Here is a 21667-nt window from a genome sequence, read left to right on the forward strand (position 1 = left end):
GGCCATTCATACCCTGTTACGTCACAAATGAATCATCTGTGTCGTAACTTGCGCCAATTCCGCGCCGAACCAAAATCCGCTCACCGGACGCTCACCCTACATCCTTGGCTTGACCTATACATATCGCATTGGCCGCTTCTTGGTATCGGACGACTGTTGCTGATGCAGCGCTGCTGCAGGCAATCTACAATTACGATGCCGACAGCGCCGAGGGCGACGGCCTTCGCCCTAAATCAGTTTTCTTCATCCTCGTAGACGACCGGGCCGAGCTTGAGGTGGAGTTTCGCATCGGCGAAAAGGTGACGCTCTATTATTCGCTGGCGAAGGAGCATGGCGGCTGGAGGGTGGAAGAATCGCCGACCAGCAGGGCGAGGAGCCACGGAGTTTGAGTGGGCTGCGGGGTGATGAATAGTGAGGGTATAGCCTGTCCACGCCCGCTGAACGAAGGCAACCGCCCATGCTAAAACTGCGCATCGATCCCTTCCCCGCCTCGGCCGAACTGGACGCCCTCTTTTCCGCCGCCTGGGGCAGCCCGCACAGCCGGGATTTCACCGCCATCCTCTCCCGCAGCCTCGCCCATATCGGCGCCTATCACGACAACAGGCTCGTCGGCTTCATCAACGTCGCTTGGGATGGCGGCATTCATGCCTTCCTCCTCGACACCTCAGTTCATCCCGAGATGCGTAGGCAGGGGATCGCCACGCTGCTGGTCAGGGAAGCGATGAAAGTTGCCCGCGAGCGCGGCGCCAAATGGCTGCATGTCGATTTCGAACCGCACCTGATCGGCTTCTACCGCGCCTGCGGATTTACCCCCACCGCGGCGGGCCTCATCAAGCTCGCATGAGCCCGAGGCCCCAAAAAATGCAGCTCCACCTCGACACCCGTTTCGGTTATGATTTCTCGTCATCCGAGGAGAGCCCGCATGCGCCTGCCCAAATTCATCCTGGCCCTTGCCATCTCAACGCTCGCAGCTTTGCCCGCATCGGCCGAGACCTACAAGACACCGAAGGCGCTGCTCAAGGCTCTCTACAGTTACAACACCGACAACAGCGACGCCGAGGCGCCCTCGCCTTACTCGATCTTCTTCTCCGACCATCTCAATGAGCTCCTCCAGGCCGACCTCGACAACACACCCGAGGGCGATGTCGGCGCGATCGACTTCGATCCCGTCATCGCGGGCCAGGATGGCACGGCGAGCGACGTCAGGATCGGCCAGCCCATCCTGCTTGACGACAAGGCCGAGGTGGAGGTGCAGTTCGAAAACGGCGAAGAGGTGACGCTCTTCTACACGCTGGTGCGGCAACACGGCGGCTGGAAGGTCGACGACATCGCCAACCAGAAGGGGGATAATCCGTGGAGCCTCAGCGCGTTGCTGGGGGATGCGCAGTAGACGATTGTCGATGGCTCCAAGAGCAGCCCTCATGGTGAGGAGGCCCGAAGGGCCGTCTCGAACCACGAGGGCGGGCGTGGAAACCTCTGATGCACCGCATCCAGAATCGAGGCGATGGCGTCCGTGGCCGCCCTCGTCTTTCGAGGCTTCAGCCTTTGGCTTCCGCACCTCAAGATGAGGCGGAGCGAGGGCGGCGCCAAAGGCACTGGACCTGCCAGGGCTACCCCCACCACCGACACCAACCCACCCGGCCATCCACCCTCGTGGTTCGAGACGAACCTGGGGATCTCCTCACCATAAGGGCTGATTGGTGCACCGAAGCAGCAGGCGCCGCCCGACGACAAAATCCATGCCCGGCCACCGAATCCGCCCCTCATCCCGTTTCGGCACGGAATCTCGCTATGGCACAGCTATGCAAGGAACCGCTAACTTTTCCTCAAGTATCTGAATCTTCGGCATTTCCTGACATAGATGCAGACATGCCAAAATAATCCCGCTTGCTTTTTGCCCGAAAAGCTGGCACCAATTCGCCTACTCGGGCATTTGCATGCCGGTGACTGGACTGATGTGGTAATCCCTTCCGTTTGGAAGGCGGCGCGGGACTACCCGCCTACGTAGACGTTCTTTCCCCGTACGTGACTTCTCCGACTGACCCTTCGTCCCAATCGATCGGGGCGAAAGCTAAAGCCGTCCGCTTCCTCTCGGGGGCGCGGATACTACACAGACTAAGGGAAAAGGACGATCCCAATGGCCACCAAGGGCACCGTAAAATTCTTCAACCAGGACAAGGGTTTTGGTTTCATCACGCCGGACGGCGGCGCAAAGGACGTTTTCGTCCATATCTCTGCGCTGCAGGCTTCTGGCATCCAGTCGCTGCGCGAAGGCCAGCAGGTTACCTTCGACACCGAGCCGGACCGCATGGGCAAGGGCCCGAAGGCCGTCAACATCTCGGCTTCGTAAGTCAGATTTCCGCTTCGGCGGTATGGACGGCGCTCCGCAAGGGGCGCCGTTTCTGTTTGCGGCGGGAGCGTCATTTGTCGATCGCACCGCCAGATGTTATATGCGCGCTTGATGAATGATCCCGCCCCGCGGCGGCGCGGCACCCTTGCGGCGCCCAGAGAACAACGAATAATGGAACGTCGATGACGCAGAAGAGCCCGATTTTTGCGGTCGCCCCGATGATCGACTGGACGGATCGGCATTGCCGCTATTTTCACCGCCAGATCAGCCGGCAGGCGCTGCTCTATACCGAGATGGTGGTGGCCGATGCGATCATCCACGGTCCGCGCGACCGGCTGCTCGGCCATGACGCGGCCGAGCATCCGCTGGCGCTGCAGCTCGGCGGCTCGGACCCGGCAAAGCTTGCCGAGGCGGTGAAGCTTGCCGAGCCCTACGGCTATGACGAGATCAACCTCAATGTCGGCTGCCCCTCCGACCGCGTGCAGTCGGGCACCTTCGGCGCCTGCCTGATGCTGACGCCGAAGACGGTGGCGGAATGCATCGCAGCGATGAAGGCGGTCGCAACCGTGCCGGTGACGGTGAAATGCCGGATCGGCGTCGACGAGCAGGAGCCGGAGCAGGCGCTGCCGGAGCTGATCAGCCACGTCCTCGATGCCGGCGCCGACGCGATATGGATCCATGCCCGCAAGGCCTGGCTGAAGGGCTTGAGCCCGAAAGAGAATCGCGAGATCCCGCCGCTCGACTACGAGATCGTCTACCGGATGAAACAGCGCTGGCCCGATGTCTTCATCGGCATCAACGGCGGCGTCCGCACGCTGGATGAAGCCGCAGCCCATCTCGAACAGGTCGACGGCGTCATGCTGGGCCGCGCCGCCTATCAGAATGCCGCAATCCTTGCCGAGGTCGACCAGCGCTTCTTCGGCGCGCCGGCGGCCGAACCCGACTGGAAAGCCCTGCGCGATCGGATGATGACCTATGCAGAACGCCACATCGCGGCCGGCGGCCGGCTGCAGCATGTGGCCCGCCACATGGTCGGCCTCTTCACCGGCCTGCCCGGCGCCAGGCGCTACCGCCAGATCCTCTCGACCGACGCGGCGAAAGGCGGCGCCGGGCCGGAGGTGCTGGCGGCGGCCTTTGCCGCTGTGGATTTTTCGGGGACGGAGCAGGAGGCGGTCAGCGCCTGACGGTGCGTGATGTCCCTGTCATGACGTCCGCGCCATCGGCAGCAAGGTCTTCTTCTCGATCCGGCCAGCCACCGAAAACACCAGGATCTCCGTCTCCCTGCCGATCCGGCTGCCATCCATCAATCGGACGATATCATCGACGCCGCCGACCGGGCTGCCGTCGATGGCGAGGATATAATCGCCCTCCTGCAGCCCTCCCTTTGCCGCCGGCCCTTCCGGCTCGACCCAGCGCACGCGAACGGATGTCGTCTGCACCGTGCCCGCCGCCAGCGCCACCCGGCGCGGCAGCACAATTGTATCGCCTGATATACCGATAAAGGCACGCCTCACCTGCCCGTAGCGAAGAATCTCCGAAACCACGAAATTGGCCGTATTCGACGCCACGGCGAAGGCGATGCTCTGCGCGCCCTGAATGACGGCGGTATTGACGCCGATGACCTCCCCGCCTGACGACACCAGCGGCCCGCCCGAATTGCCGGGATTGAGTGCCGCGTCGGTCTGGATGACATCCTCCATCAGCCGGCCGCTGGCTGCCCGCATTGACCGGCCGAGCGCCGAGACGATGCCGGCGGTGACAGTCCATTCGAAACCGAGCGGGTTTCCGATCGCTATGGCGATATGGCCTCTGCGCAGGCGCTGGGAATCCCCGAGCTTCGCCCAGGCGCCGGTGCCGGTATTGGCGCGAATGAGAGCGATATCGGTATCGATATCGCGGCCGAGCACCCGGCCCTCGGTGACGAAGCCATCGGGCGTGGTGATGCGAACGGCCTTGGCGTCGTCGACGACATGGCTGTTGGTGATGATCAGACCGTCAGGGGAAATGGCGAAGCCCGACCCGTGCCCCTGCCGGCCACCCACCCTCTCGATGCGGCTGACCGCCGGCCCGACGATGTCGACTGCTGCTGCGATCGATTGCGAATAGGCATCGATCAGCGCCCCCTCATTTTGAGGCACTATCTCCTTGTCCATATAACCCATGATCTGGTCCTCAGGCGGCAAACGGCCGTCCCGCCGCCGGCGAAGCGGCCGCGGTTGCGACAGTTCGCCATGGTGATGATGTGTAGTGGGTTAGATGGTTGGGCGATGAACCGCGTTCAAGGGCGCGCCGGCGGCGCCGTCTGCCGCGGCGTCCTGTAACGCATCGACCAGCAATGTCCGGCTGTGGTCTGGCCTCATTATAAAATTCTGTTATGTGAATTGAATATAAAGATTAGCTTGATGACGACATCCGCATATTCCAACCTAGCCGCGCGCAGCGGTGCCTATCGCCTTGCCGATTTTGCCGGCAACGGCACAAACTTCTGACCGCTTTAGCCCAACCCAACCCCATCGAGGAGCCCAGAGATGAGCACAGTCACCACCAAGGACGGCGTCGAGATCTTCTACAAGGATTGGGGGCCGAAGACCGCCCAGCCGATCATGTTCCATCACGGCTGGCCGCTATGCTCCGATGACTGGGACGCCCAGATGCTGTTCTTTCTCGCGAAGGGCTACCGGGTCGTCGCCCATGACCGGCGCGGCCATGGGCGCTCCACCCAGGTCGGCGACGGTCACGATATGGATCATTACGCCGCCGATGCCGCAGCCGTCGTCGAGCATCTCGATCTCAGGAACACAGTCCATATCGGCCACTCCACCGGCGGCGGCGAAGCGACCCACTATGTCGCCCGCCATGGCCAGCCGCAGGGCCGAGTCGCCAAGCTCGTCATCATCGGCGCCGTGCCGCCTATCATGGTGAAAACGGCTGCCAATCCCGGCGGCCTGCCGATCGAGGTCTTCGACGACCTGCGCCGGCAGCTCGCCGCCAATCGCGCGCAATTCTATCGCGACCTGCCGGCCGGCCCGTTCTACAGCTTCAACCGGCCGGGTGCGAAGGTGTCGGAGCCGATCGTCAACAATTGGTGGCGCCAGGGCATGATCGGCGGCGCCAAGGCGCATTACGACGGCATCAAGGCCTTTTCTGAAACCGATTTCACCGAAGACCTGAAAATCATTACCGTGCCGACCTTCGTCATGCATGGCGACGACGACCAGATCGTGCCGATCGCCGACTCTGCCCTGCTCTCGTCCAAGCTGCTGCAGAACGCGACGCTGAAGGTCTACGAGAAATTTCCGCACGGCATGTGCACCACCCATGCCGACATCATCAATCCCGACATCCTCGCCTTCATCAAGGGCTGATCCGCCAGGCCGCCGGGCGCTATGGCGCCCGGCGGCCGGCACGACCTGCCCGACACGGCAAGATCTCGTCAGCCGCGGGTTGCAGCAAACGGGCTGCGCCCTGCCCGCCTCGGCCGTTGATGGTCGGTTGCACGTTTTCCGATGAAACCGTTTTCGCCGCTTTGCGTTTAGCGGCCATGACCAGAGAACGTGAACCCTCATCAAAGGCTTACCGGCAGGATCGTTTCGAAAACACCGAGCGAGCCGCCAAGGAAACCATCGAGGCGGAGCAGCGCGCTCGCCGGGAGAAGACCAAGCGGCTGAAGGAACTGCGCCTGTCGCAGCAAAGCGGCAAGGACCCCGCCACCGAATAGGTCCCCACGCGCGCGCCGCCTGTCGGGCCGATGCGCCCGCCTGTCTCATCCCGAGCCGCGCAAGCCCTTGTCCGCATTTCCACGTCACGAATTGTTTTGTATTTCGGACCTTCGCCCATCTTGTAGAGCCAGGATCGTGAAATTATCTTTTTCACAATAGCGATTCACGGCATCGAAAAAGGGCAGATTGCGATGTCAGACAAGCTGGTCAACACGCGTGATGAACCGCTCGCATCCGAAGACCTTGATGTGTGCAGGCGCGTCCACGAAGCCCTCTGCAACGGGCTCGATATCGACAGATCGGGCGCAGAAGCCAACCGCCTTGGCGCTCTGATCATCGAGCTTTACCGGCAAGGCGTGCATGACGAGAGCCAGCTTCGCTTGCTGGCTGGCGGCAAATAAGGGCGACAGCGCGCCATCCGCATAGGCTCGAATTCAGCATTTGCTTCGGTCTCCAGCAGGCACGCGCCGCTGCGGGCGGCCGAGTTTCGTCTTGCCCTTTACGTTAGTCGAGACGCACATACATCAACCCCTCCCATCCCGGAATGAAACTTAATCCCTTCCGCTGCGTTACGCCTTCGATACATCCGTTTACCCAAGGTGAGTGAAATGAACAGAATCGCCATCATTGCCCTGTCTATAGCGACGGCCTTCTCCGGAATGCCGGCCTCGGCAGGTCCGGCCTTCGTGCCGAGCCCGATGCAGGCAGCGGCGCAACCGGCGCCCGGAAATCCCGACATAACGACCGTTGGCTGCAACAACTTCACCAATTGCCCGGGTCAGTTCGGCAGGAATGATGACGACTGGTATCGCAAACGCCATCATTATCGTGATCGCAACTACTACGGGGACCGCGACTACCGCCGAAACGATCGTTATGGCTGGGATCGCCGCTACGACCGCCGGTATCACCACCACGACAATACCGGCGCCATCATTGGCGGCCTGGCCGCCGGCGCCCTCCTCGGCGGCATCATCGCCTCGCAGCCGCGAGCCTATCGTTCGACCGGCTACAGCTCGCACGAAGATTATTGCTACAGCCGCTACCGGTCCTACCGCGCCTACGACAACACCTACCAGCCGAGCTACGGCCCGCGCCGCCAGTGCCGTTGAACCCGTTCGTCTGCCGGCACAAGCCTCGCATCAAGATCGTGCGGGGCTTTTTTTATGCCGCGGGGACAACGCAAAGAAAGAAGGCCTCGACCGGCTCGTCATCCTCTGCAACGAGGACAATCACGCCTCGCGGCGGGTGATCGAGCGCAATGGCGGCGAATTGAGAGCGGCCGTCTGATACCGTTGCGATGACTGACGCTTCAGGCGGTTTCGTTGCTTGCCGCGCAATAGACCGAGAAGGCCTGAAGATAGGCCTGCACCCTGGAACGGTTCCCTGCCGTCTCGACGGCCTGAAACACCTCGGCCGGCTCCAGTTTCATCAGCGGAAGTCGGAGGAAGATATGATCCGCGAACCGGTCGGTGATGGTTGCAAGCACGATGCGAAGACCGGCCAGCATGTCGTCGCCCCGATGGGATGCGTGCAGCAGAGCGATCGGCTTGTGGACGATCTCATCTCCCGATACGAGCCAGTCGATCGCATTCTTGAGACCGCCGGGGATGGATCGCACATATTCCGGACTGGCAATGATCACCCCGTCGCTCTGAGCGATCAGAGCGACGAAATCCCGCACCGCCGCCGGCAGAGATTCCCCCTCGAGATCCGGCGAGAACACCGGCAAACCTCCCACGCCATCGAAGATCGTAATCTCGATCTCACATGGCGCGACGGCGCTGACAGCCCGCAGCATTGATGTATTGGTGGAATTGCGCCGAGCGCTGCCGGATATTGCGAGAATCTTCATGGCCCTAACAGCGATCGATTGATCGTGGCTGTCAACGCAAAAGGCTGCGGCGCCGCGCGTCTATTCATTCAGATAGAAAAGGATGCTGCAAGGCTTTGAATTGCGCGATTGAGTGATGATCAAAAGCGACTTTTGCTTGCACCGGCCGAGCCCGGCGTTAGCCTGCTTTCCAATCCTCACAACTGCCGAATCGGCGGGAATACATATGACGGCTTTGATCGAGGCACGGGGCGTCAGCAAACGCTTCCGGCAGCACAAGAGATTTCCGGGTTTTCTGGGCGCCCTGAAGACGCTGGTGACGAGCGAATATACGGAAGTTCAGGCGGTTTCCGACATCGATTTCGACGTCGCGGCCGGCGAAGCCGTCGGTTATCTCGGCCCCAATGGCGCCGGCAAATCCACCATGATCAAGATGATGACCGGCATCCTGGTGCCGAGCGCCGGCGCGCTGACGGTGCTCGGCCGGACGCCGCATCTTAAGCGGATGGACAACGCGCGCGAGATCGGCGTTGTGTTCGGCCAGCGCAGCCAGCTCTGGTGGGACCTGCCGCTGGTCGACAGTTTCACCTTGCACCAGCGCATCTATGACATTCCCATTGCCCGCTATGCGGACAATCTCCGGCGCTTCAGCGAGCTGCTCGATCTCAGCCCGTTTCTCGACCGCGCTGTGCGCCAGCTCAGCCTCGGCCAGCGCATGCGCGCCGAGATCGTCATGTCGCTGTTGCACGACCCGAAGATCCTGTTTCTCGACGAACCCACGATCGGGCTCGACGTGGTCGCCAAGGATGCCGTGCGGCGCTTTCTTGCCGAAATCAACCGCGAACGCGGCGTCACCATCATCCTCACCACCCATGACCTGCAGGACATCGAGACCATCTGTCCCCGCCTGATCATGGTCGATCACTCGAGGCTGATCTTCGACGGCGAATTGAGGAGCCTGCGGGCGGCATTGGGCTCGGCCCGGCGGCTGACGCTGGAATTTGCCAGCGACCCCGGGCCTTTGCCGCTGAGCACGGCCTCGCTCGTCAGCGACGAGGGGTTGCGCAAGAACTATCTGATCGAGCGCGAGGACGTATCGCTGGTCAAAGTCCTGTCGGAAGTCGGCAGCGGGCGCGATCTCAAGGACGTGGCACTGCACGAGCCCGACATCGAAGAAGTCATCCGCAACTTCTACCAGCGTCGCAGTGCCGATCAGCGCCGCAACGCCGAGGCCCGAGCCTCATGAGCGCCTACTTCGCCTTTGCGCGCAGCTCCTTCCATTCGCAGCTCGCCTACCGCAACGAAGTCTGGGCCAACATCTTCGGCAAGCTCGTGCAGGTCTTTGCGCGTGTCGCCATCTGGCAGGCGGCCTATGCCGGTGTCGGCGCGATGGTGGTCGATGGGGTCTCGCTGCAGCAGATGGTGACCTATGCCCTGCTGGGCGGCGCGGTCATGGGGGCGACCCGCCCTGAAAGGATCATCGGCGAGATCGGCCGGTCGCTGAAATCAGGCGATGTCGCGATCTGGCTGCTCAAGCCCTTGTCCTATCCGCTCTATCTCTTTGCCAACGAATGCGGCAGCTTTTTCTATCGCCTGGCAAGCCAGGTCATTCCGACCGTCGCCTTCACCGCCTTGTTTTACGGCATGCTGCCGCCGGCGAGCCCGTTTCATGGCCTCATGTTCATCGCCTTCTGGGCGCTGTCCTTCACGCTGCTGTTCCTGATGTCGGCGCTCCTCGGCCTGGTGGCTTTCTGGCTGATGACCAGCTTCTCGCTGGACTGGATCCTCGGCGCCCTGCTGCAATTGTTCTCCGGCCTTTTGGTGCCCTTCTGGTTCTTCCCCGAACCTCTGGCGACGATTGCCCGCCATCTGCCCTTTGCCTGGGTGGTCTATTATCCCAATGCCGTCTATCTCGGCAGGCTTTCTGCCACCGATGTCTGGCTTCATCTCGGCCTCGGCCTCGGCTGGGCCGCCCTGTTCCTGGCCGGCGTCCTTTTTCTGTGGCGCGCAGCTTCCGGCCGCATCACCGTGCAGGGAGGTTGATCGTGCTCATTCATCATCTGCGGGTCCTGCCGCTGCTGGTGCGGATGCATGTCCGCTCGCAGATGGAATATCGCGGCGCTTTCTGGCTCGATCGTTTTGCGCAGATCCTCTCCTATGGCAGCGTCTTCGCCACCATCGGCATCCTGCTTGCCCGCTTCGACACGCTCGGCGGCTGGACCTGGCCGGAGCTCGCGCTGTTGTTCAGCTTTCAACTGCTGGCCTATTCGCTCGGCGCGGCGATGAGCTTCGTGCAACTGCGCGATCTGGAAGAACTGGTGCGGCTCGGCACCTTCGATACGCTGCTGGTCAAACCGTTCAGCCCCTGGGCCTATCTGATCTTTTCCGGCCTCAATATCGGCTATACCGGCCACGTCATCCTGGCCGTGGCGCTGATGGGCTGGGCCGTCCTGTCCGTGGATTTCGCCTGGTCGGTCTGGTCCGTGTCGTTCTTCTTGGCCGCGCTCATCAGCGCGACGCTGGTGACGGGGGCGCTGATCACCATGATCGGCGCCACGGCGTTGATCTGGGTGCGTTCCAACCACTTGTTCTCGATCTTCTTCGGCTGTTGGGAATTGAACCGCTATCCCCTCAACATCTTCCCCGGCGGCATTCAGATCACCCTCATCACCGCGGTTCCGCTGGCGCTGACCAGTTCGGTCCCGGTCGGCGCCCTGCTCGGCAAAACCATCCCGATCCTCGGGGATTGGGCCGGGCCCGTGGCTCTTGCCGCCGGCCCGATCTGGGTGTTGATCGCCATGGCTTATTGGCGATACGCCACCGGCAAATATCAGGGCGCCGGCGGCTGATCGGGCAAGCGTGCGTCAGGATACCTGCGACAACGATCTGGCACGGACTTCGAGGAACGCCGCCGTCAGCTTCGCGAGCACCGCCGATGTGCACGTCCCGTTGGCTCCGCCGATCGGATCGACGATATGGATCTGCCGAAGATCCTCCATGAATTCGTCCCAGAGCGGCGGCCCGCCCTCTTCGAGAAGTTCGGCGCGGATGCTGAGATCCTCGCTGACAGGCAGATGGCGCCGGCCCCAGGCGCCGATCATGGCGAAGACGGGAACGAGCTGGATCGCCGGCTCCGTCAGGCTGTAGATGGCTTTCTGGCTGTGGCTCGGATCATCGCGTTTACTGATGAACCCGAGCGAGAGCAGTCGCTTCAACCTGGCTGCCAGAATATTGGAGGCGATCCCCTCCTGCGAATGGGTCAGAAGCTCGCGGAAATGCCGGCGGTTGCCAAACATGATGTCCCGGATGATGATGAGGCTCCACCTGTCGCCCAGCACCTCCATCGTCAGGTTGATCGGGCAGCCCGACCGCAGTTCGATATCCACGAAACATCTCCTTCTAGAGCAATTCCAGGAAAAGTGCGAAGCGGTTTTCCGTCCGGAATTGCGTAAAAAAAAGTTAGAGCGGTTCAGCGCTTTCATAAAAACCTGAACCGCTCTAAAACTGGTTGCAATATAGGATCACATATGCGACAAAGCAACTAGTTTTAAAACGCAATCAGATGGAGGAAAGCATGTCCAAGGTGCGTGTTGCAGCGTTTTCCCTTTCCGTGGACGGCTTCGGGGCCGGGCCGGAGCAGAGCTTGAACGATCCGCTCGGAAAGCGGGGGCCGGAAATGTTCCAATGGTTCTTCCACACCCGCACTTTCCGGGCGATGCAGGGAAAGGACGACGGTTCGTCGGGGGTCGACGAGGATTATGCGGCCCGCGGCATGGCCAATTTCGGCGCCTTCATCCTCGGACGGAACATGTTCGGTCCCATCCGCGGCAACTGGCCCGACGAGGCCTGGAAGGGCTGGTGGGGGCCGAACCCGCCCTACCACGCACCGACTTTCATCCTCACGCACTACCCGCGCGAGCCGATCGTCATGGAGGGCGGCACGACCTTCCACTTCGTCACCGGCGGCATTCATGAGGCACTCGAAAAGGCGAAAGCGGCCGCAGGCGACAAAGACGTGAAGATCGGCGGCGGCGTCAGCACCGTCCGCCAATATCTGCAGGCCGGCCTGATCGACGAATTGCATTTCGCCATCTCGCCCGTCGTACTCGGCAAGGGCGAAGCGATGTTTGCAGGCATCGATTTGCCCGCCCTCGGCTTCCGCGTCGTAGAACATGTCGCCACCGAACACGCCACGCATATCGTCCTGGCGAAATAACCAGCCGCAGTCGAATGCCATCTGATGGTCGGCGACTGCGATTTCACCCTCCGGGTCGTGCCCCCCGATCTGGACGGCTACAGGCGTTTCCAGATGGAACATCTCGGCCGCATCGAAAACGTGCGCAACATCAGAACGAAAATCCCGATGCAGAAGATCAAGCAGTCATGGCAGGTGGCGGTCTGACAATCTCAGGAAAAGAACGGGGCGCCGGCATTCTTCAATTCGCACGCATTTCCATCGGGATCGACGAACGCTCCGATGACGCCCCAGCTGAAGTGCCTGATATCGACGGCGACGCCCCGGGACTGGAGTTCTGCCGCCGCAGCCCCGACATCCATGACGTTGAGCCGCAGGATGGTCGGATTCTCGTGGCCCGGCTTTCGGCTGTCCCGCGCCATTCCTCCGGTTTCGATCATGAGATAGCCGTCGCCGAACCGCAGGCATGTGAGGTCGTCCTGTTCGAACCAGACGGGCAGTTCCAGAATGTCGCGGTAGAAGCGGACGCATTCCTCGAAACGTTCTGTTTTGAGTATGATGCCATGGGCTGTCACCTGAAGCGCCCCATTTCTGCCGGCGTCATCGCTCATCCGTTGCTCCTCCCGTCCGGATAGCCTTGACATTATGTTGGCTCGGGGCCGATCGGCAAGCGCGGACCGCCAAGGACATGGCGCCTGAAGGCCGGCCATCCCCGGACATCGGGCTGCGCCGAACCGTGCCAAAATAGCTGTGGCGCTGATGGGGAATGAGCGTAGAGTGAACCCATCGGCCCATCTGTATCGGCACGACCGCTTGAGAGATCATAGGTGCTCTTGCCGCTTCACGGGGGACGCCATGCTCTTATCGCTCATCTCACTCAACGATGATGAAATAGCAATCGTCACCAATGCCGTTCGGCAATGGTGCTGCGAGAAGAAGCTCGACATAGATAGTCTCGAAGGGCGCCGCGCCATCACCGTTGCCGTCGATCTCATCCAGATGAACACGGACCACGACAAGCTTTTTGCCGAGCTATCGAAGCAGTTGAACCACCAGTAGACTGCCGCCCGCGACCTGTTTCCCTCTGAACGACGGGCGCCGGCACCATAAGAATCCGGCGCGGCGCGTCGGCGCCGTGAACGGCTCGGGCCAAGCCAAGGAAATCGCCCCGCTCAAGACGATAGACACTCACCCAATCGACATCGACTGCGCAAAACCGCCTGCCCCGTTTAAAGGCGCTTTTCGAAGAAGGTGTCCGGATACGGATCGTCGTTGAACCGCTCGATCTCGTTCCAGCCGGTTGCGCGATAGAGCTTCTGTGCCTCGGCCAGCGCGCTATTCGTATCCAGGCGCAGGAGCTTGACGGATAGTTCACGGGCGATGTCTTCGGCGGCCGTCATCAGGCGTTTGGCGAGCCCGAGGCCGCGCGCGGATGGAGCCACCCACAGCCTTTTGATCTCCGCAACCTCGCCGCCATCGCCCTTCAACCCGACACAGCCGATCGGCAGGTCATCCGACATGGCGACCAGGAACGCCCCGCGCGGACGAACCATATCCCAAGCGTCGGGATCGCGCGAAAGCGACACATCGAAACCTTTCTCGAAGCGGCGGGCAAGTTCGCCGTAATATTCGCTCAGGCAATAGCGGGCATTCCGGTGCCGGGGATCTTCCTCCTCGAGCACGATCCGGTCGCGTCGCAGCGATGAAGCAACGATATCCATGGCGCGCAGCAGTTCTTCCGGGTGGCGATGCCGTGCCAGAAATGATGTCGCCTGCGCATTGGAAAGCGCTTCATAGGCCTGAAATTCGGACCGGCCGGTTTCGGTCAATCTGGCGATGCGGCGACGCGCGTCCTCAGGGTTCGGCACCGTCTCGACGAGACCCTCTTCTTCCAGGCTGCGCAGCAGACGGCTCATCAAGCCGGAATCGAGGCCCAGATGGTCGCGGATCACGGCAACATCGGATTGCCCGCGGCCGATCGAATTGAGCACGCGGGCTGCCCCCAGCGGACGTCCGCGTCCGAGGAAAGACGTATCGAGAGCGCCGACCTCAGAGGTGACGGCACGGTTGAAGCGACGCACACGAGCGACGGGATCGTAGATCATATTATCTGACTTAGGTCAGATAAATCCCACTGTCAAATCCGGGCAAAAGCGGACTTGCGACGAAATGCAAGGCGCGCGCCGACCACCTTGCGCATCCCCGCTCCCTCACCTATGGCAATGCAACTTCCCCACGCAAGGCTGCCCCGTGCTCCGCTTTATCCTCCACGCCCTGATCGTCATCACCCTGACGCTGCTCACCCAGATAGGCGGCCTCGCCTATCTCGTCGCGCTGGCCGCGTCGCGCGCCTGGGGGATCCGGCGCTTTCTGGCGAAGCTCGCGATCTTCCTGCTTTGTTATGTCAGCGCGTCGTTCGCAGCAGGCCTCGCCGCTCCGGCGTTCGGACGGGTTCCCCTCTCCTGCATGTCAAACGCCACAGACAGGCTCGTGGTCCGCTCCCCGATCTATTGCCTGTTGAACCGCAATTACGTTAGGCCCGAGGTGCGCGACCTGGCAAAGGCGCTTGCCGCCCACATGGACGAGGAATTTCCCGGAACCGTCACCACCGCGCTGGATGCGAATTTCCCCTTCGTAAACGGTTTTCCACTGCTGCCGCATCTGTCGCATGCCGATGGCAAGAAGCTCGACTTCGCCTATTATTACAAGGATGCGGACGGCGCCTTCCTGAACGGCGTCACCCGCTCCCCGATCGGCTATTTCGCCTTCGAAGAGCCAGCGCCCGGCGATGAATTGCCATGCGAAGGGCGCAACGACTGGCTCACCACCCGCTGGGATTTCGACGCGCTACAGCCCTTGTTCCCCGCCTATCGGATCGAAGAGCAGCGGACGTCGGAAGCGGTTCGCTGGCTGACCAGCGAAGGCGTCGCGCGCTTCCGCCTGGAGAAGATCTTCATCGAACCGCATCTGAAGAATGCGCTTGGCATCACCGACAGTCATGTCCGCTTCCAAGGCTGCCGCGCCGCCCGCCACGACGACCATCTTCATATCCAGGTCGAGTAACCCGGTCCGTCAGAATGTACGCGCCGGTCGAGTGCCCCCTCCGGCTAGCTCGGCAACCGACCTCAGACCGAATGCGCCTCATCATAGGCGCGCTGCGCCGTAAAAATCGCATCCATATTCTTCTCCGCCCAGTGGGCAAGGGCCGAAACTGTATCCGTCAGGGTGCGGCCCAGCGGCAGCAGTGCATATTCAACGGTCACCGGCACGGTCGGGAAAATCGTGCGCGAGATCAACCCGTCGCGCTCCAGCTTCCGCAGCGTCTGAGCAAGAACTTTCTGCGATATGCCCTTGATATCCCGACGGATGTGATTGAAACGCACCGGCCCGCCTTCCAGCCGGTCGAGAATGAGCAGCGCCCATTTATCTGCCAGTCGATCCAGCACCAGGCGTGTTGGGCAGCGGTCCTCGTAGACGTTGTACGCCTGTTGCATCACGGTCACCTGTTTCCCTCGCCGGTTTCCTTGACGAAACCATGTTACGAAAAAGTGCTCTCTTTTCTAATCCTGATTTGCCTGTATCTATCTTGCCGCTAGATAGTTTCCAATAGATACCAAGGAGAGCGATATGAGCAACAAGATTCTGGTTATCGGCGCGACCGGCACAGTCGGCAAGCATGTGGTGGACGGGCTCCTGGCCAAGGGCGAAGCCGTCAAGGCTGCTTCGCGCTCGGGCAAGCCGGTGGCGGGCGCCGAAGGCGTCGCCTTCGACTATGCAAAGCCGGAAACCTTCGGCCCGGCCTTTGAAGGCGTCGACCGCGCCTATGTGCTGCTCGCCTCCGGCCATGTCGATGCCAAGGGCCTGCTGCTGCCGGTCATCGAAGCCGCTGCCGCCCGCAAGGTGAAGGTGGTTTTCCAGAGCGTCCTCGGCGTCGACGCCGACGACTCCATTCCTTATCGCCAGGTCGAGATCGCCCTGGAAAAATCAGGCACACCTTACGTCATCCTGCGCCCGAACTGGTTTTCCGATAACTTCCACACGTTCTGGAAGCCCGGCATCGACCACGGCCAGATCGCCCTGCCCGCCGCAGACGGCAAATCGAGCTTCGTCGACGCCCGCGATATCGCGGCCAGCGCCGTGGCAGCCCTCACTTCCTCGGCGTTCGACGGCAAGGCCTTCAACCTGACCGGCCCGGAAGCCCTCTCCTACACGCAAGCCGCCGCCATCCTGTCACAGGCGATCGGCAAGCCGGTCGCCTACAACGCCATCACCGACGAAGCCTTCATCGGCATCCTGACCGGCGCCGGCGTGCCTGCCGATTATGCGAGCTTCCTCGCCTCGATCTTCTATCCCGTTCGCCAAGGTTGGACCGCTGTCGTCACCGGCGACGTCGAGACGCTGACCGGCAAGACGCCGCGCTCGCTGAAGACCTACGCGGCAGATTATGCCGCGGCGCTGAAGGCGTAATCGCGAAAACAAACCGCTGACGGCGGACATCCGCCGTCTGTTCTACTCTTTCCCAGCCCGTCCCGAGGCGCCCCTGAGGGGTGTCGAAGGACGGGGCTGGCCACACCATCGGTACGCTGTATGGCCGGGAAAGCCGATACAAAAGCGACGCCTATCGCAACGGCAGTTCATAACTCCGCTTCAGCGTTTCCATCGGCACGTCGGTCTTGACGCTGAGGACACTCGGAATGCGCGTCAGGTGGTCGGCCTGAAAACGCCAGTAGCTGTGCAGATCGGCGGTGACGATACGAAGCACGGCGTCGCATTCCCCCGTCGTCAGGTAACATTCCATCACCTCGGGAAACCGCCTGACGGCTTCAGCGAACCGCAACGTGACCTCGGCGTCCTGGGTCTTGAACCAAACGCGGGCGAAAACCGTCAACCCCGCGCCGACCTTTGCCGGATCCAGCACAGCGACGTAGCGATCGATGATCCCGGCCTCTTCCAGGAGGCGCACGCGGCGCAGGCAGGGCGAAGGCGACAGCCCCACCTCTTTTGCCAACTCGACATTCGAAATACGCCCGTCACGCTGAAGCACCCGCAGAATATGCCGATCGATCGGGTCCAAAGTGGTTGGCATTTCATAGCTCCATTTTATTTGGAAGCGGCATAATATGCCAAATATTCGCAATTCTGAGGAAGCTTCGCAAGCTCATTGCGTATGAGCTGGCCTATTATTCCCAAGTCAAATCGGAGACGGACTGGTGGCGAAAAAGATAGAGAAAATTGTCCTCGCCTATTCAGGCGGACTGGATACCTCGATCATCCTCAAATGGCTGCAGGAGACTTACGGATGCGAGGTCGTGACCTTCACCGCCGATCTCGGCCAGGGTGAGGAGCTCGAGCCGGCGCGGGCGAAGGCGACAATATCAGGGGTCAAGGACATCCGCATCGTCGACCTGCGGGAGGAATTCGTCCGCGACTTCGTCTTTCCGATGCTGCGGGCCAACACGATTTATGAGGGGCAGTATCTCCTCGGCAGTTCGATTGCCCGGCCGCTGATTGCCAAACATCTTGTCGCCATAGCCCGGCAGGTCGGCGCGGATGCCGTTGCCCATGGCGCGACAGGCAAGGGCAACGACCAGGTCCGCTTCGAGCTGGCCGTCAATGCGCTCGATCCGTCGATCGAGGTCATTGCCCCCTGGCGCCAATGGAACATCCGCTCCCGCACCCAGCTTCTGGAATATGCCGAAAAGCATCGGATCCCGGTGCCGAGCGACAAGCGCGGCGAGGCGCCGTTCTCGACCGACGCAAACCTGCTGCACACCTCGACCGAAGGCAAGATTCTCGAAGATCCGGCGGCGATCGCCCCCGCTTATGTCTACCAGCGCACGATCGATCCCCTCGACGCCCCTGAAACCCCTGAGACCATCACCATCGGTTTCGAAAGCGGCGACCCGGTTTCCCTGAACGGCCAGGCGATGACGCCGGCAACACTGCTCACCGAACTCAATGGCCTCGGCGGCCGGCATGGCGTCGGCCGGCTCGATCTGGTCGAAAACCGCTTCATCGGCATGAAGTCGAGGGGCGTATACGAGACGCCGGGAGGAACGATCCTGCTTACGGCGCATCGCGGGATTGAATCGATCACGCTCGATCGTGCTGCCGCACATCTGAAGGATGAGATCATGCCGCGCTACGCCGAGCTGATCTATAACGGCTTCTGGTTCGCGCCCGAGCGGGATATGCTGCAGGCGCTGATCGACCGAAGCCAGGCCTTCGTCAGCGGCGAAGTCACGGTCAGGCTCTACAAGGGCAGCGCATCGGTCATTTCCCGCACCTCGCCCTGCTCACTCTATTGCGCCGACCTCGTCACCTTCGAGGAAAGTTCCATCGCCTATGATCATCATGATGCCGAAGGCTTCATCAGGCTCAATGGACTGCGGCTCCGGAATTGGGCGGCCCGCAACGGGGATGAGCCTCTGCCGCCAGCGCCAGCTTGATGCTCACAACCCGCCAATCGCTTCCCCGGCACAATGCCATGTCCAGCGCTGCGGCTCCGCTTCCGGCGGAGCCGCACCCTGGATTTTCCTTCACGCCCAAAACAGCCAAGCTTCCATGGAAATGGCAAAGCAAATTTCAAACGATTTTAAAAACAGCATCTCAAGAACTAATCGATTTTAATTTTATTATTAAAATTTTCTTGTTGCGGCGCAAAAGAATTTAAACATTACTTCTACAGATGCTCGGTCTGTTCGTTGGAGGAACTCGCATGACGATGACATTTCCGCTCACCGAAAAGCGCGACGCCGAGGCGTTGCTGAAGCACTTGACGCTGTACAAACTGAGCTGTCCTGGAAACTGCGTCGTGTCGCTCAAGGAGTACGTCGCCCACGTCTCATCCTCTCACACGACGGCACTCGGCACGGCCCGTACCGCCTGGTAGGGATTTGTCCCTGCAACTGAGGTCTCACGACGGGCGAGACATGGCCTCGGCGGCATACGAAAAATCATCGAATACCAGTTACGGCAGACGGTCGTTGCCGTGCCTGCAAAAATTCCTATTCTGGGACGCCGCCGGCGGCGATGAAAAGCTGAGGCGTCCCAGCTATTGCGATAGGAATTACAGGCTACATCATGACGACTCTAAGCCGCCCTGATCTCAGCGACATCCACCATGGTGACTGGGTGGATCGCCGGTTGCCGGCCGCATGGCGGCCATACACGCGGCTGGCGCGGCTGGATCGCCCTGTGGGGATATGGCTGACGCTTTTCCCATGCTGGGCCGCCCTCGTCCAGGCATCGCACGGCCTGCCGGACCTTAGTCAACTGGCGATCTTCTCTCTCGGCGCCCTGCTGATGAGAAGCGCCGGCTCCACGGTCAACGACATGGCGGATCGGAAGTTTGACGGTCACGTGGAGCGGACTCGTTTCCGGCCGCTGGCAAGCGGACAGCTCGGCACGCTGCACGCCTTTGTCTTTCTGGCCGTGGAACTCATGGCTGCCGCCTCGCTTCTGCTCTTCCTGACACCCTACACACGTTTGATCGCGATATCGGTTCTGCCGCTCGTCTTCCTCTATCCTTTCTGCAAGCGCTTCACCCACTGGCCCCAGGCCGTGCTGGGAGCGGCGTTTAATTGGGGGATGCTGATGGCATGGGCCGAGGTTGGAGGTCATATTCCTACCGGTGCCGTGCTGATGTGGGCCGGGGCCATCGCCTGGCAGATCGGCTATGATACGGTCTACGCCTATGTCGACGTCAGGGACGACACCCGCCTCGGCTTGAAATCCACGGCGATCCTGTTCGGCCGGCGCGGCAAGATGTGGATCGGCTTGTTCTATGCCCTGGCCGTCGGGGCGTGGTCGCTCGGGGGCTGGCTGCTGGAGATGTCGCCGCCTTATGCGATCGGCATGCTGGTGATCGCAGCCCACCTTGCCTGGCAGATCCGGCGGATCGACCTCGCCCGCCCCGACCTGAATTATCGCCTGTTCCTCGCCAATATCCTGACGGGCGTGCTGCTGGCCGGCACGGCTTTGTCAGGCACATGGTGAGCAATTTGAGGTGGGATCAATGACCTATCTGAAACAAGGCGTGCTCGCCGCCGCCATGATGCTGGCGGCAACGATGACATCCCTGCATCAAGCCGATGCCGGGCAATGCGAACCGCAGAGTTTCGAAGAGACGAAATATGTCGTCTGCACGCTGGAATCGGGAAAATCCGGCCTTCGCCTGTTCTGGAAGGGCGCCGATGGCGAGCCGTACCGGGCTTTTTCAAACCTTGCCGAATCCGTTCGCGCCGAGGGAAAGACGCTGGTGCTGGCCGTCAACGCCGGCATGTACCGGGCCGATTTTTCGCCGATGGGACTGTATGTCGAGAACGCCAGGGAACTGAAACCCGCCAATACCGCAAAGGCCGAAAGCTCCGCCGGCCAGGTGCCGAATTTCTACAAGAAACCGAACGGCGTGTTCTTTCTGGGTGAAACCGGCGCCGGCATCCTTCCCACAGATGAATTTCTGCAGCGTGCGCCCAAAGTGCGGTTCGCCACACAGTCCGGCCCGATGCTCGTCATCGCCGGCAAGCTGAACCCGATCTTCATCCCCGGTTCCACCGATCGAACCCGCCGAAGCGGTGTCGGCGCCTGCGGAGCCGGCACGGTTCGCTTGGCGATCAGCGAAGACGGGGTGAATTTCCACGATTTCGCGCGGCTCTTCCGCGACAATCTGAAATGCCCCGACGCCTTGTTTCTCGATGGCGGAAACGGTGTCGGGCTTTATTACCCGGAAATGGGCCGTAACGACCGTTCCTGGCACGGCGGCTACGGCCCGATCCTCGGCGTGGTCGAGTAGCGGAGGAAATCGGCCTTCATCGAGGCGGGCGTTGGTGCGTTGTCGCCAGACACAATGTCCCGACAACACGATGCCCATCGACATCAAAGCTTACCGTTTCCTCTGCCGCCATCGCTTCCTCTGAACCTCCCCATCAAAGCCTATCCCTTCCCCGCACGCACCATTTCGGCGCGCATCCAACTCGAGTCGCCCCAGGTGGAGAGCCAGATCATCAGGTCGGTCAGGGCGGCGATGACGGGCAGGAGCAAGGCGTGACTCAGGCCCCGTGTCTTCTGACTGTCTTCGGCCTTCCTAAGATGCGCAAGCTCCTGTTCCTGTATCGATGCGATCAGGGTATGAAGCTCGGGATCGCGTTTGGCGAGGAAAGCCAGTTGGTCTTCGAGATGGCGATGAACCGTGCTTTCCACGGCCTCCGTGCAGATCCAGATCAAGTTGCGCCCGCCAAGCGCCGTCAGCAAGCCGAGCACGAAACCGCCGAGACTCCAGAAGGCCATGACGCGGCAGGGCCTGGCGCTCCTTGCAGGCATTGCCCCGCGAAACAGCCGGCAATGGTCGATCTCGTCCTCACGCATCTCTTCAAGCGTCGAAACGATGTCGGGAAACAGCCGCCGGGCCATCAGGATCTGGGCGCCATAGATCCTGATAGCGCCGAACTCGCCCGCGTGGTTGACCTTGAGAATGCGACGGATGGTGACATCGGCGTCGCGCATTCCCGAGTTGCTCGACGGATTGATCATAACCATCCTGCCCCGGTTCCCTTGCGGTCAATAGGCAG

General features: G+C 61.4%; 29 protein-coding genes and 2 pseudogenes. 23 read left to right on the forward strand and 8 right to left on the reverse strand.

Translation table 11 applies throughout. From position 1 onward, the window contains the following. The first annotated feature begins 128 nt into the window (after positions 1-128). The 5 genes from RHEC894_RS13105 (at position 129) to dusA (ending at position 3534) form a co-directional block, all read left to right on the forward strand. Positions 129-389, forward strand: a complete 261-nt coding sequence (locus RHEC894_RS13105; RefSeq protein WP_010066276.1) for a hypothetical protein — start codon at positions 129-131, stop codon at positions 387-389. Between the two features lie 68 nt (positions 390-457). Next, positions 458-844: a GNAT family N-acetyltransferase gene (locus RHEC894_RS13110; protein ID WP_085737586.1), complete on the forward strand. Its 387-nt coding sequence runs from the start codon at positions 458-460 to the stop codon at positions 842-844. Positions 845-922: 78 nt separating this feature from the next. Next, positions 923-1390, forward strand: coding sequence for a DUF3828 domain-containing protein (locus RHEC894_RS13115; protein ID WP_085737587.1), 468 nt, complete (start codon positions 923-925; stop codon positions 1388-1390). A 747-nt stretch (positions 1391-2137) separates the two neighbouring features. Beyond that, positions 2138-2350, forward strand: a complete 213-nt coding sequence (locus RHEC894_RS13120) for a cold-shock protein (protein ID WP_003540801.1) — start codon at positions 2138-2140, stop codon at positions 2348-2350. A gap of 182 nt (positions 2351-2532) precedes the next feature. Further along, positions 2533-3534 carry a tRNA dihydrouridine(20/20a) synthase DusA gene (dusA, locus tag RHEC894_RS13125; RefSeq protein ID WP_085737588.1) on the forward strand — a complete coding sequence of 334 codons (1002 nt, stop codon included), beginning with the start codon at positions 2533-2535 and terminating at the stop codon, positions 3532-3534. An 18-nt stretch (positions 3535-3552) separates the two neighbouring features. On the opposite strand, the gene RHEC894_RS13130 is transcribed toward dusA, so the two are convergent. Beyond that, the gene (locus RHEC894_RS13130) at positions 3553-4512 is read right to left on the reverse strand and encodes a trypsin-like peptidase domain-containing protein (RefSeq protein WP_085737589.1); all 960 of its coding nucleotides are present in this window, start codon (positions 4510-4512) and stop codon (positions 3553-3555) included. A 366-nt stretch (positions 4513-4878) separates the two neighbouring features. Between RHEC894_RS13130 and RHEC894_RS13135 the strand changes: the two genes are divergently transcribed. From RHEC894_RS13135 to RHEC894_RS33375, 5 genes and pseudogenes are all read left to right on the forward strand, one after another. Beyond that, positions 4879-5715: an alpha/beta hydrolase gene (locus RHEC894_RS13135; protein ID WP_085737590.1), complete on the forward strand. Its 837-nt coding sequence runs from the start codon at positions 4879-4881 to the stop codon at positions 5713-5715. A 119-nt stretch (positions 5716-5834) separates the two neighbouring features. Then, positions 5835-6068 carry a hypothetical protein gene (locus tag RHEC894_RS13140; RefSeq protein WP_085737591.1) on the forward strand — a complete coding sequence of 78 codons (234 nt, stop codon included), beginning with the start codon at positions 5835-5837 and terminating at the stop codon, positions 6066-6068. A gap of 192 nt (positions 6069-6260) precedes the next feature. Further along, on the forward strand, positions 6261-6470 hold the full coding sequence (locus RHEC894_RS13145) for a hypothetical protein (RefSeq protein WP_010065958.1): 210 nt from the start codon (positions 6261-6263) through the stop codon (positions 6468-6470). A gap of 207 nt (positions 6471-6677) precedes the next feature. Further along, positions 6678-7181 carry a BA14K family protein gene (locus RHEC894_RS13150; RefSeq protein WP_085737592.1) on the forward strand — a complete coding sequence of 168 codons (504 nt, stop codon included), beginning with the start codon at positions 6678-6680 and terminating at the stop codon, positions 7179-7181. Between the two features lie 70 nt (positions 7182-7251). Then, positions 7252-7344 (forward strand): annotated as a pseudogene (locus RHEC894_RS33375) (GNAT family N-acetyltransferase); the annotation flags it as partial. 37 nt (positions 7345-7381) lie between these two features. On the opposite strand, the gene RHEC894_RS13155 reads toward RHEC894_RS33375, so the two are convergent. Further along, positions 7382-7924 (reverse strand): NADPH-dependent FMN reductase, encoded by a 543-nt coding sequence (locus RHEC894_RS13155; protein WP_010068467.1) that lies wholly within the window; start codon positions 7922-7924, stop codon positions 7382-7384. 205 nt (positions 7925-8129) lie between these two features. Between RHEC894_RS13155 and RHEC894_RS13160 the strand changes: the two genes are divergently transcribed. From RHEC894_RS13160 to RHEC894_RS13170, 3 genes are read left to right on the forward strand one after another with little or no spacing between them, the layout of a single operon-like run. Next, a complete protein-coding gene (locus tag RHEC894_RS13160; protein WP_010068466.1) occupies positions 8130-9149 on the forward strand; it encodes an ATP-binding cassette domain-containing protein in 1020 nt (339 codons plus the stop codon). Next, positions 9146-9946, forward strand: coding sequence for an ABC-2 family transporter protein (locus tag RHEC894_RS13165; protein ID WP_085737593.1), 801 nt, complete (start codon positions 9146-9148; stop codon positions 9944-9946). The genes RHEC894_RS13160 and RHEC894_RS13165 overlap by 4 nt, the downstream gene beginning before the upstream one ends. A 2-nt stretch (positions 9947-9948) precedes the next feature. Continuing rightward, positions 9949-10752 carry an ABC-2 family transporter protein gene (locus RHEC894_RS13170; protein WP_085737594.1) on the forward strand — a complete coding sequence of 268 codons (804 nt, stop codon included), beginning with the start codon at positions 9949-9951 and terminating at the stop codon, positions 10750-10752. Positions 10753-10767: 15 nt separating this feature from the next. On the opposite strand, the gene RHEC894_RS13175 is transcribed toward RHEC894_RS13170, so the two are convergent. Beyond that, positions 10768-11289, reverse strand: coding sequence for a helix-turn-helix domain-containing protein (locus tag RHEC894_RS13175; protein ID WP_085737595.1), 522 nt, complete (start codon positions 11287-11289; stop codon positions 10768-10770). Positions 11290-11477: 188 nt separating this feature from the next. Between RHEC894_RS13175 and RHEC894_RS13180 the strand changes: the two genes are divergently transcribed. Both RHEC894_RS13180 and RHEC894_RS13185 read left to right on the forward strand, forming a co-directional pair. After that, positions 11478-12119, forward strand: coding sequence for a dihydrofolate reductase family protein (locus RHEC894_RS13180; protein WP_085737596.1), 642 nt, complete (start codon positions 11478-11480; stop codon positions 12117-12119). 15 nt (positions 12120-12134) lie between these two features. Then, positions 12135-12305, forward strand: a pseudogene (locus RHEC894_RS13185) (Lrp/AsnC ligand binding domain-containing protein); the annotation flags it as partial. Positions 12306-12310: 5 nt separating this feature from the next. Here RHEC894_RS13185 and RHEC894_RS13190 read toward each other — a convergent pair. Beyond that, the gene (locus tag RHEC894_RS13190; RefSeq protein ID WP_010066157.1) at positions 12311-12709 is read right to left on the reverse strand and encodes a VOC family protein; all 399 of its coding nucleotides are present in this window, start codon (positions 12707-12709) and stop codon (positions 12311-12313) included. Positions 12710-12953: 244 nt separating this feature from the next. Between RHEC894_RS13190 and RHEC894_RS13195 the strand changes: the two genes are divergently transcribed. Then, positions 12954-13157, forward strand: a complete 204-nt coding sequence (locus tag RHEC894_RS13195; RefSeq protein ID WP_085737598.1) for a hypothetical protein — start codon at positions 12954-12956, stop codon at positions 13155-13157. Positions 13158-13327: 170 nt separating this feature from the next. Here RHEC894_RS13195 and RHEC894_RS13200 read toward each other — a convergent pair whose 3' ends face one another. After that, entirely contained in the window at positions 13328-14203 is an 876-nt protein-coding gene (locus RHEC894_RS13200) for a helix-turn-helix domain-containing GNAT family N-acetyltransferase (RefSeq protein WP_085737599.1), read from the reverse strand. Positions 14204-14267: 64 nt separating this feature from the next. Between RHEC894_RS13200 and RHEC894_RS13205 the strand changes: the two genes are divergently transcribed. Then, positions 14268-15161, forward strand: a complete 894-nt coding sequence (locus tag RHEC894_RS13205) for a hypothetical protein (protein ID WP_206427858.1) — start codon at positions 14268-14270, stop codon at positions 15159-15161. A 62-nt stretch (positions 15162-15223) separates the two neighbouring features. Here RHEC894_RS13205 and RHEC894_RS13210 read toward each other — a convergent pair whose 3' ends face one another. Then, positions 15224-15592, reverse strand: a complete 369-nt coding sequence (locus RHEC894_RS13210) for a helix-turn-helix domain-containing protein (RefSeq protein ID WP_085737601.1) — start codon at positions 15590-15592, stop codon at positions 15224-15226. A 133-nt stretch (positions 15593-15725) separates the two neighbouring features. On the opposite strand from RHEC894_RS13210, the gene RHEC894_RS13215 reads away from it, so the two are divergent. Beyond that, the gene (locus RHEC894_RS13215) at positions 15726-16565 is read left to right on the forward strand and encodes an SDR family oxidoreductase (protein WP_085737602.1); all 840 of its coding nucleotides are present in this window, start codon (positions 15726-15728) and stop codon (positions 16563-16565) included. Between the two features lie 151 nt (positions 16566-16716). Here the strand turns inward: RHEC894_RS13215 and RHEC894_RS13220 are convergent, their stop codons facing one another. Beyond that, complete coding sequence (locus tag RHEC894_RS13220; protein ID WP_085737603.1) at positions 16717-17184, reverse strand: Lrp/AsnC family transcriptional regulator; 468 nt, start codon at positions 17182-17184, stop codon at positions 16717-16719. Positions 17185-17308: 124 nt separating this feature from the next. Here RHEC894_RS13220 and RHEC894_RS13225 point away from each other — a divergent pair, with 124 nt between their 5' ends. From RHEC894_RS13225 to RHEC894_RS13235, 5 genes are all read left to right on the forward strand, one after another. Further along, positions 17309-18547, forward strand: a complete 1239-nt coding sequence (locus RHEC894_RS13225) for an argininosuccinate synthase (RefSeq protein ID WP_085737604.1) — start codon at positions 17309-17311, stop codon at positions 18545-18547. Positions 18548-18585: 38 nt separating this feature from the next. After that, positions 18586-18771 (forward strand): hypothetical protein, encoded by a 186-nt coding sequence (locus RHEC894_RS32410; protein WP_125460961.1) that lies wholly within the window; start codon positions 18586-18588, stop codon positions 18769-18771. Between the two features lie 45 nt (positions 18772-18816). Beyond that, positions 18817-18990: a hypothetical protein gene (locus tag RHEC894_RS32995; RefSeq protein ID WP_164517687.1), complete on the forward strand. Its 174-nt coding sequence runs from the start codon at positions 18817-18819 to the stop codon at positions 18988-18990. A 191-nt stretch (positions 18991-19181) separates the two neighbouring features. Continuing rightward, positions 19182-20096 (forward strand): 4-hydroxybenzoate octaprenyltransferase, encoded by a 915-nt coding sequence (ubiA, locus tag RHEC894_RS13230; RefSeq protein ID WP_085737605.1) that lies wholly within the window; start codon positions 19182-19184, stop codon positions 20094-20096. A gap of 19 nt (positions 20097-20115) precedes the next feature. Continuing rightward, the gene (locus tag RHEC894_RS13235; protein ID WP_085737606.1) at positions 20116-20892 is read left to right on the forward strand and encodes a phosphodiester glycosidase family protein; all 777 of its coding nucleotides are present in this window, start codon (positions 20116-20118) and stop codon (positions 20890-20892) included. Between the two features lie 140 nt (positions 20893-21032). Here RHEC894_RS13235 and RHEC894_RS13240 read toward each other — a convergent pair whose 3' ends face one another. Further along, on the reverse strand, positions 21033-21629 hold the full coding sequence (locus tag RHEC894_RS13240) for a demethoxyubiquinone hydroxylase family protein (protein WP_085737607.1): 597 nt from the start codon (positions 21627-21629) through the stop codon (positions 21033-21035). Positions 21630-21667 lie beyond the last annotated feature (38 nt).

This window comes from Rhizobium sp. CIAT894 (genome assembly GCF_000172795.2).
Taxonomy (GTDB): Bacteria; Pseudomonadota; Alphaproteobacteria; order Rhizobiales; family Rhizobiaceae; genus Rhizobium.

Coding starts and splice junctions, on each gene's coding strand:
- RHEC894_RS13110 (WP_085737586.1), top strand. CDS start 458: ATGCTAAAACTGCGCATCGATCCCTTCCCCGCCTCGGCCGAACTGGAC.
- RHEC894_RS13115 (WP_085737587.1), top strand. CDS start 923: ATGCGCCTGCCCAAATTCATCCTGGCCCTTGCCATCTCAACGCTCGCA.
- RHEC894_RS13120 (WP_003540801.1), top strand. CDS start 2,138: ATGGCCACCAAGGGCACCGTAAAATTCTTCAACCAGGACAAGGGTTTT.
- dusA (WP_085737588.1), top strand. CDS start 2,533: ATGACGCAGAAGAGCCCGATTTTTGCGGTCGCCCCGATGATCGACTGG.
- RHEC894_RS13130 (WP_085737589.1), bottom strand. CDS start 4,512: ATGGGTTATATGGACAAGGAGATAGTGCCTCAAAATGAGGGGGCGCTG.
- RHEC894_RS13135 (WP_085737590.1), top strand. CDS start 4,879: ATGAGCACAGTCACCACCAAGGACGGCGTCGAGATCTTCTACAAGGAT.
- RHEC894_RS13140 (WP_085737591.1), top strand. CDS start 5,835: ATGGTCGGTTGCACGTTTTCCGATGAAACCGTTTTCGCCGCTTTGCGT.
- RHEC894_RS13145 (WP_010065958.1), top strand. CDS start 6,261: ATGTCAGACAAGCTGGTCAACACGCGTGATGAACCGCTCGCATCCGAA.
- RHEC894_RS13150 (WP_085737592.1), top strand. CDS start 6,678: ATGAACAGAATCGCCATCATTGCCCTGTCTATAGCGACGGCCTTCTCC.
- RHEC894_RS13155 (WP_010068467.1), bottom strand. CDS start 7,924: ATGAAGATTCTCGCAATATCCGGCAGCGCTCGGCGCAATTCCACCAAT.
- RHEC894_RS13160 (WP_010068466.1), top strand. CDS start 8,130: ATGACGGCTTTGATCGAGGCACGGGGCGTCAGCAAACGCTTCCGGCAG.
- RHEC894_RS13165 (WP_085737593.1), top strand. CDS start 9,146: ATGAGCGCCTACTTCGCCTTTGCGCGCAGCTCCTTCCATTCGCAGCTC.
- RHEC894_RS13180 (WP_085737596.1), top strand. CDS start 11,478: ATGTCCAAGGTGCGTGTTGCAGCGTTTTCCCTTTCCGTGGACGGCTTC.
- RHEC894_RS13190 (WP_010066157.1), bottom strand. CDS start 12,709: ATGAGCGATGACGCCGGCAGAAATGGGGCGCTTCAGGTGACAGCCCAT.
- RHEC894_RS13195 (WP_085737598.1), top strand. CDS start 12,954: ATGCTCTTATCGCTCATCTCACTCAACGATGATGAAATAGCAATCGTC.
- RHEC894_RS13200 (WP_085737599.1), bottom strand. CDS start 14,203: ATGATCTACGATCCCGTCGCTCGTGTGCGTCGCTTCAACCGTGCCGTC.
- RHEC894_RS13205 (WP_206427858.1), top strand. CDS start 14,268: ATGCAAGGCGCGCGCCGACCACCTTGCGCATCCCCGCTCCCTCACCTA.
- RHEC894_RS13210 (WP_085737601.1), bottom strand. CDS start 15,592: ATGCAACAGGCGTACAACGTCTACGAGGACCGCTGCCCAACACGCCTG.
- RHEC894_RS13215 (WP_085737602.1), top strand. CDS start 15,726: ATGAGCAACAAGATTCTGGTTATCGGCGCGACCGGCACAGTCGGCAAG.
- RHEC894_RS13220 (WP_085737603.1), bottom strand. CDS start 17,184: ATGCCAACCACTTTGGACCCGATCGATCGGCATATTCTGCGGGTGCTT.
- RHEC894_RS32410 (WP_125460961.1), top strand. CDS start 18,586: ATGTCCAGCGCTGCGGCTCCGCTTCCGGCGGAGCCGCACCCTGGATTT.
- RHEC894_RS32995 (WP_164517687.1), top strand. CDS start 18,817: ATGACGATGACATTTCCGCTCACCGAAAAGCGCGACGCCGAGGCGTTG.
- ubiA (WP_085737605.1), top strand. CDS start 19,182: ATGACGACTCTAAGCCGCCCTGATCTCAGCGACATCCACCATGGTGAC.
- RHEC894_RS13235 (WP_085737606.1), top strand. CDS start 20,116: ATGACCTATCTGAAACAAGGCGTGCTCGCCGCCGCCATGATGCTGGCG.
- RHEC894_RS13240 (WP_085737607.1), bottom strand. CDS start 21,629: ATGATCAATCCGTCGAGCAACTCGGGAATGCGCGACGCCGATGTCACC.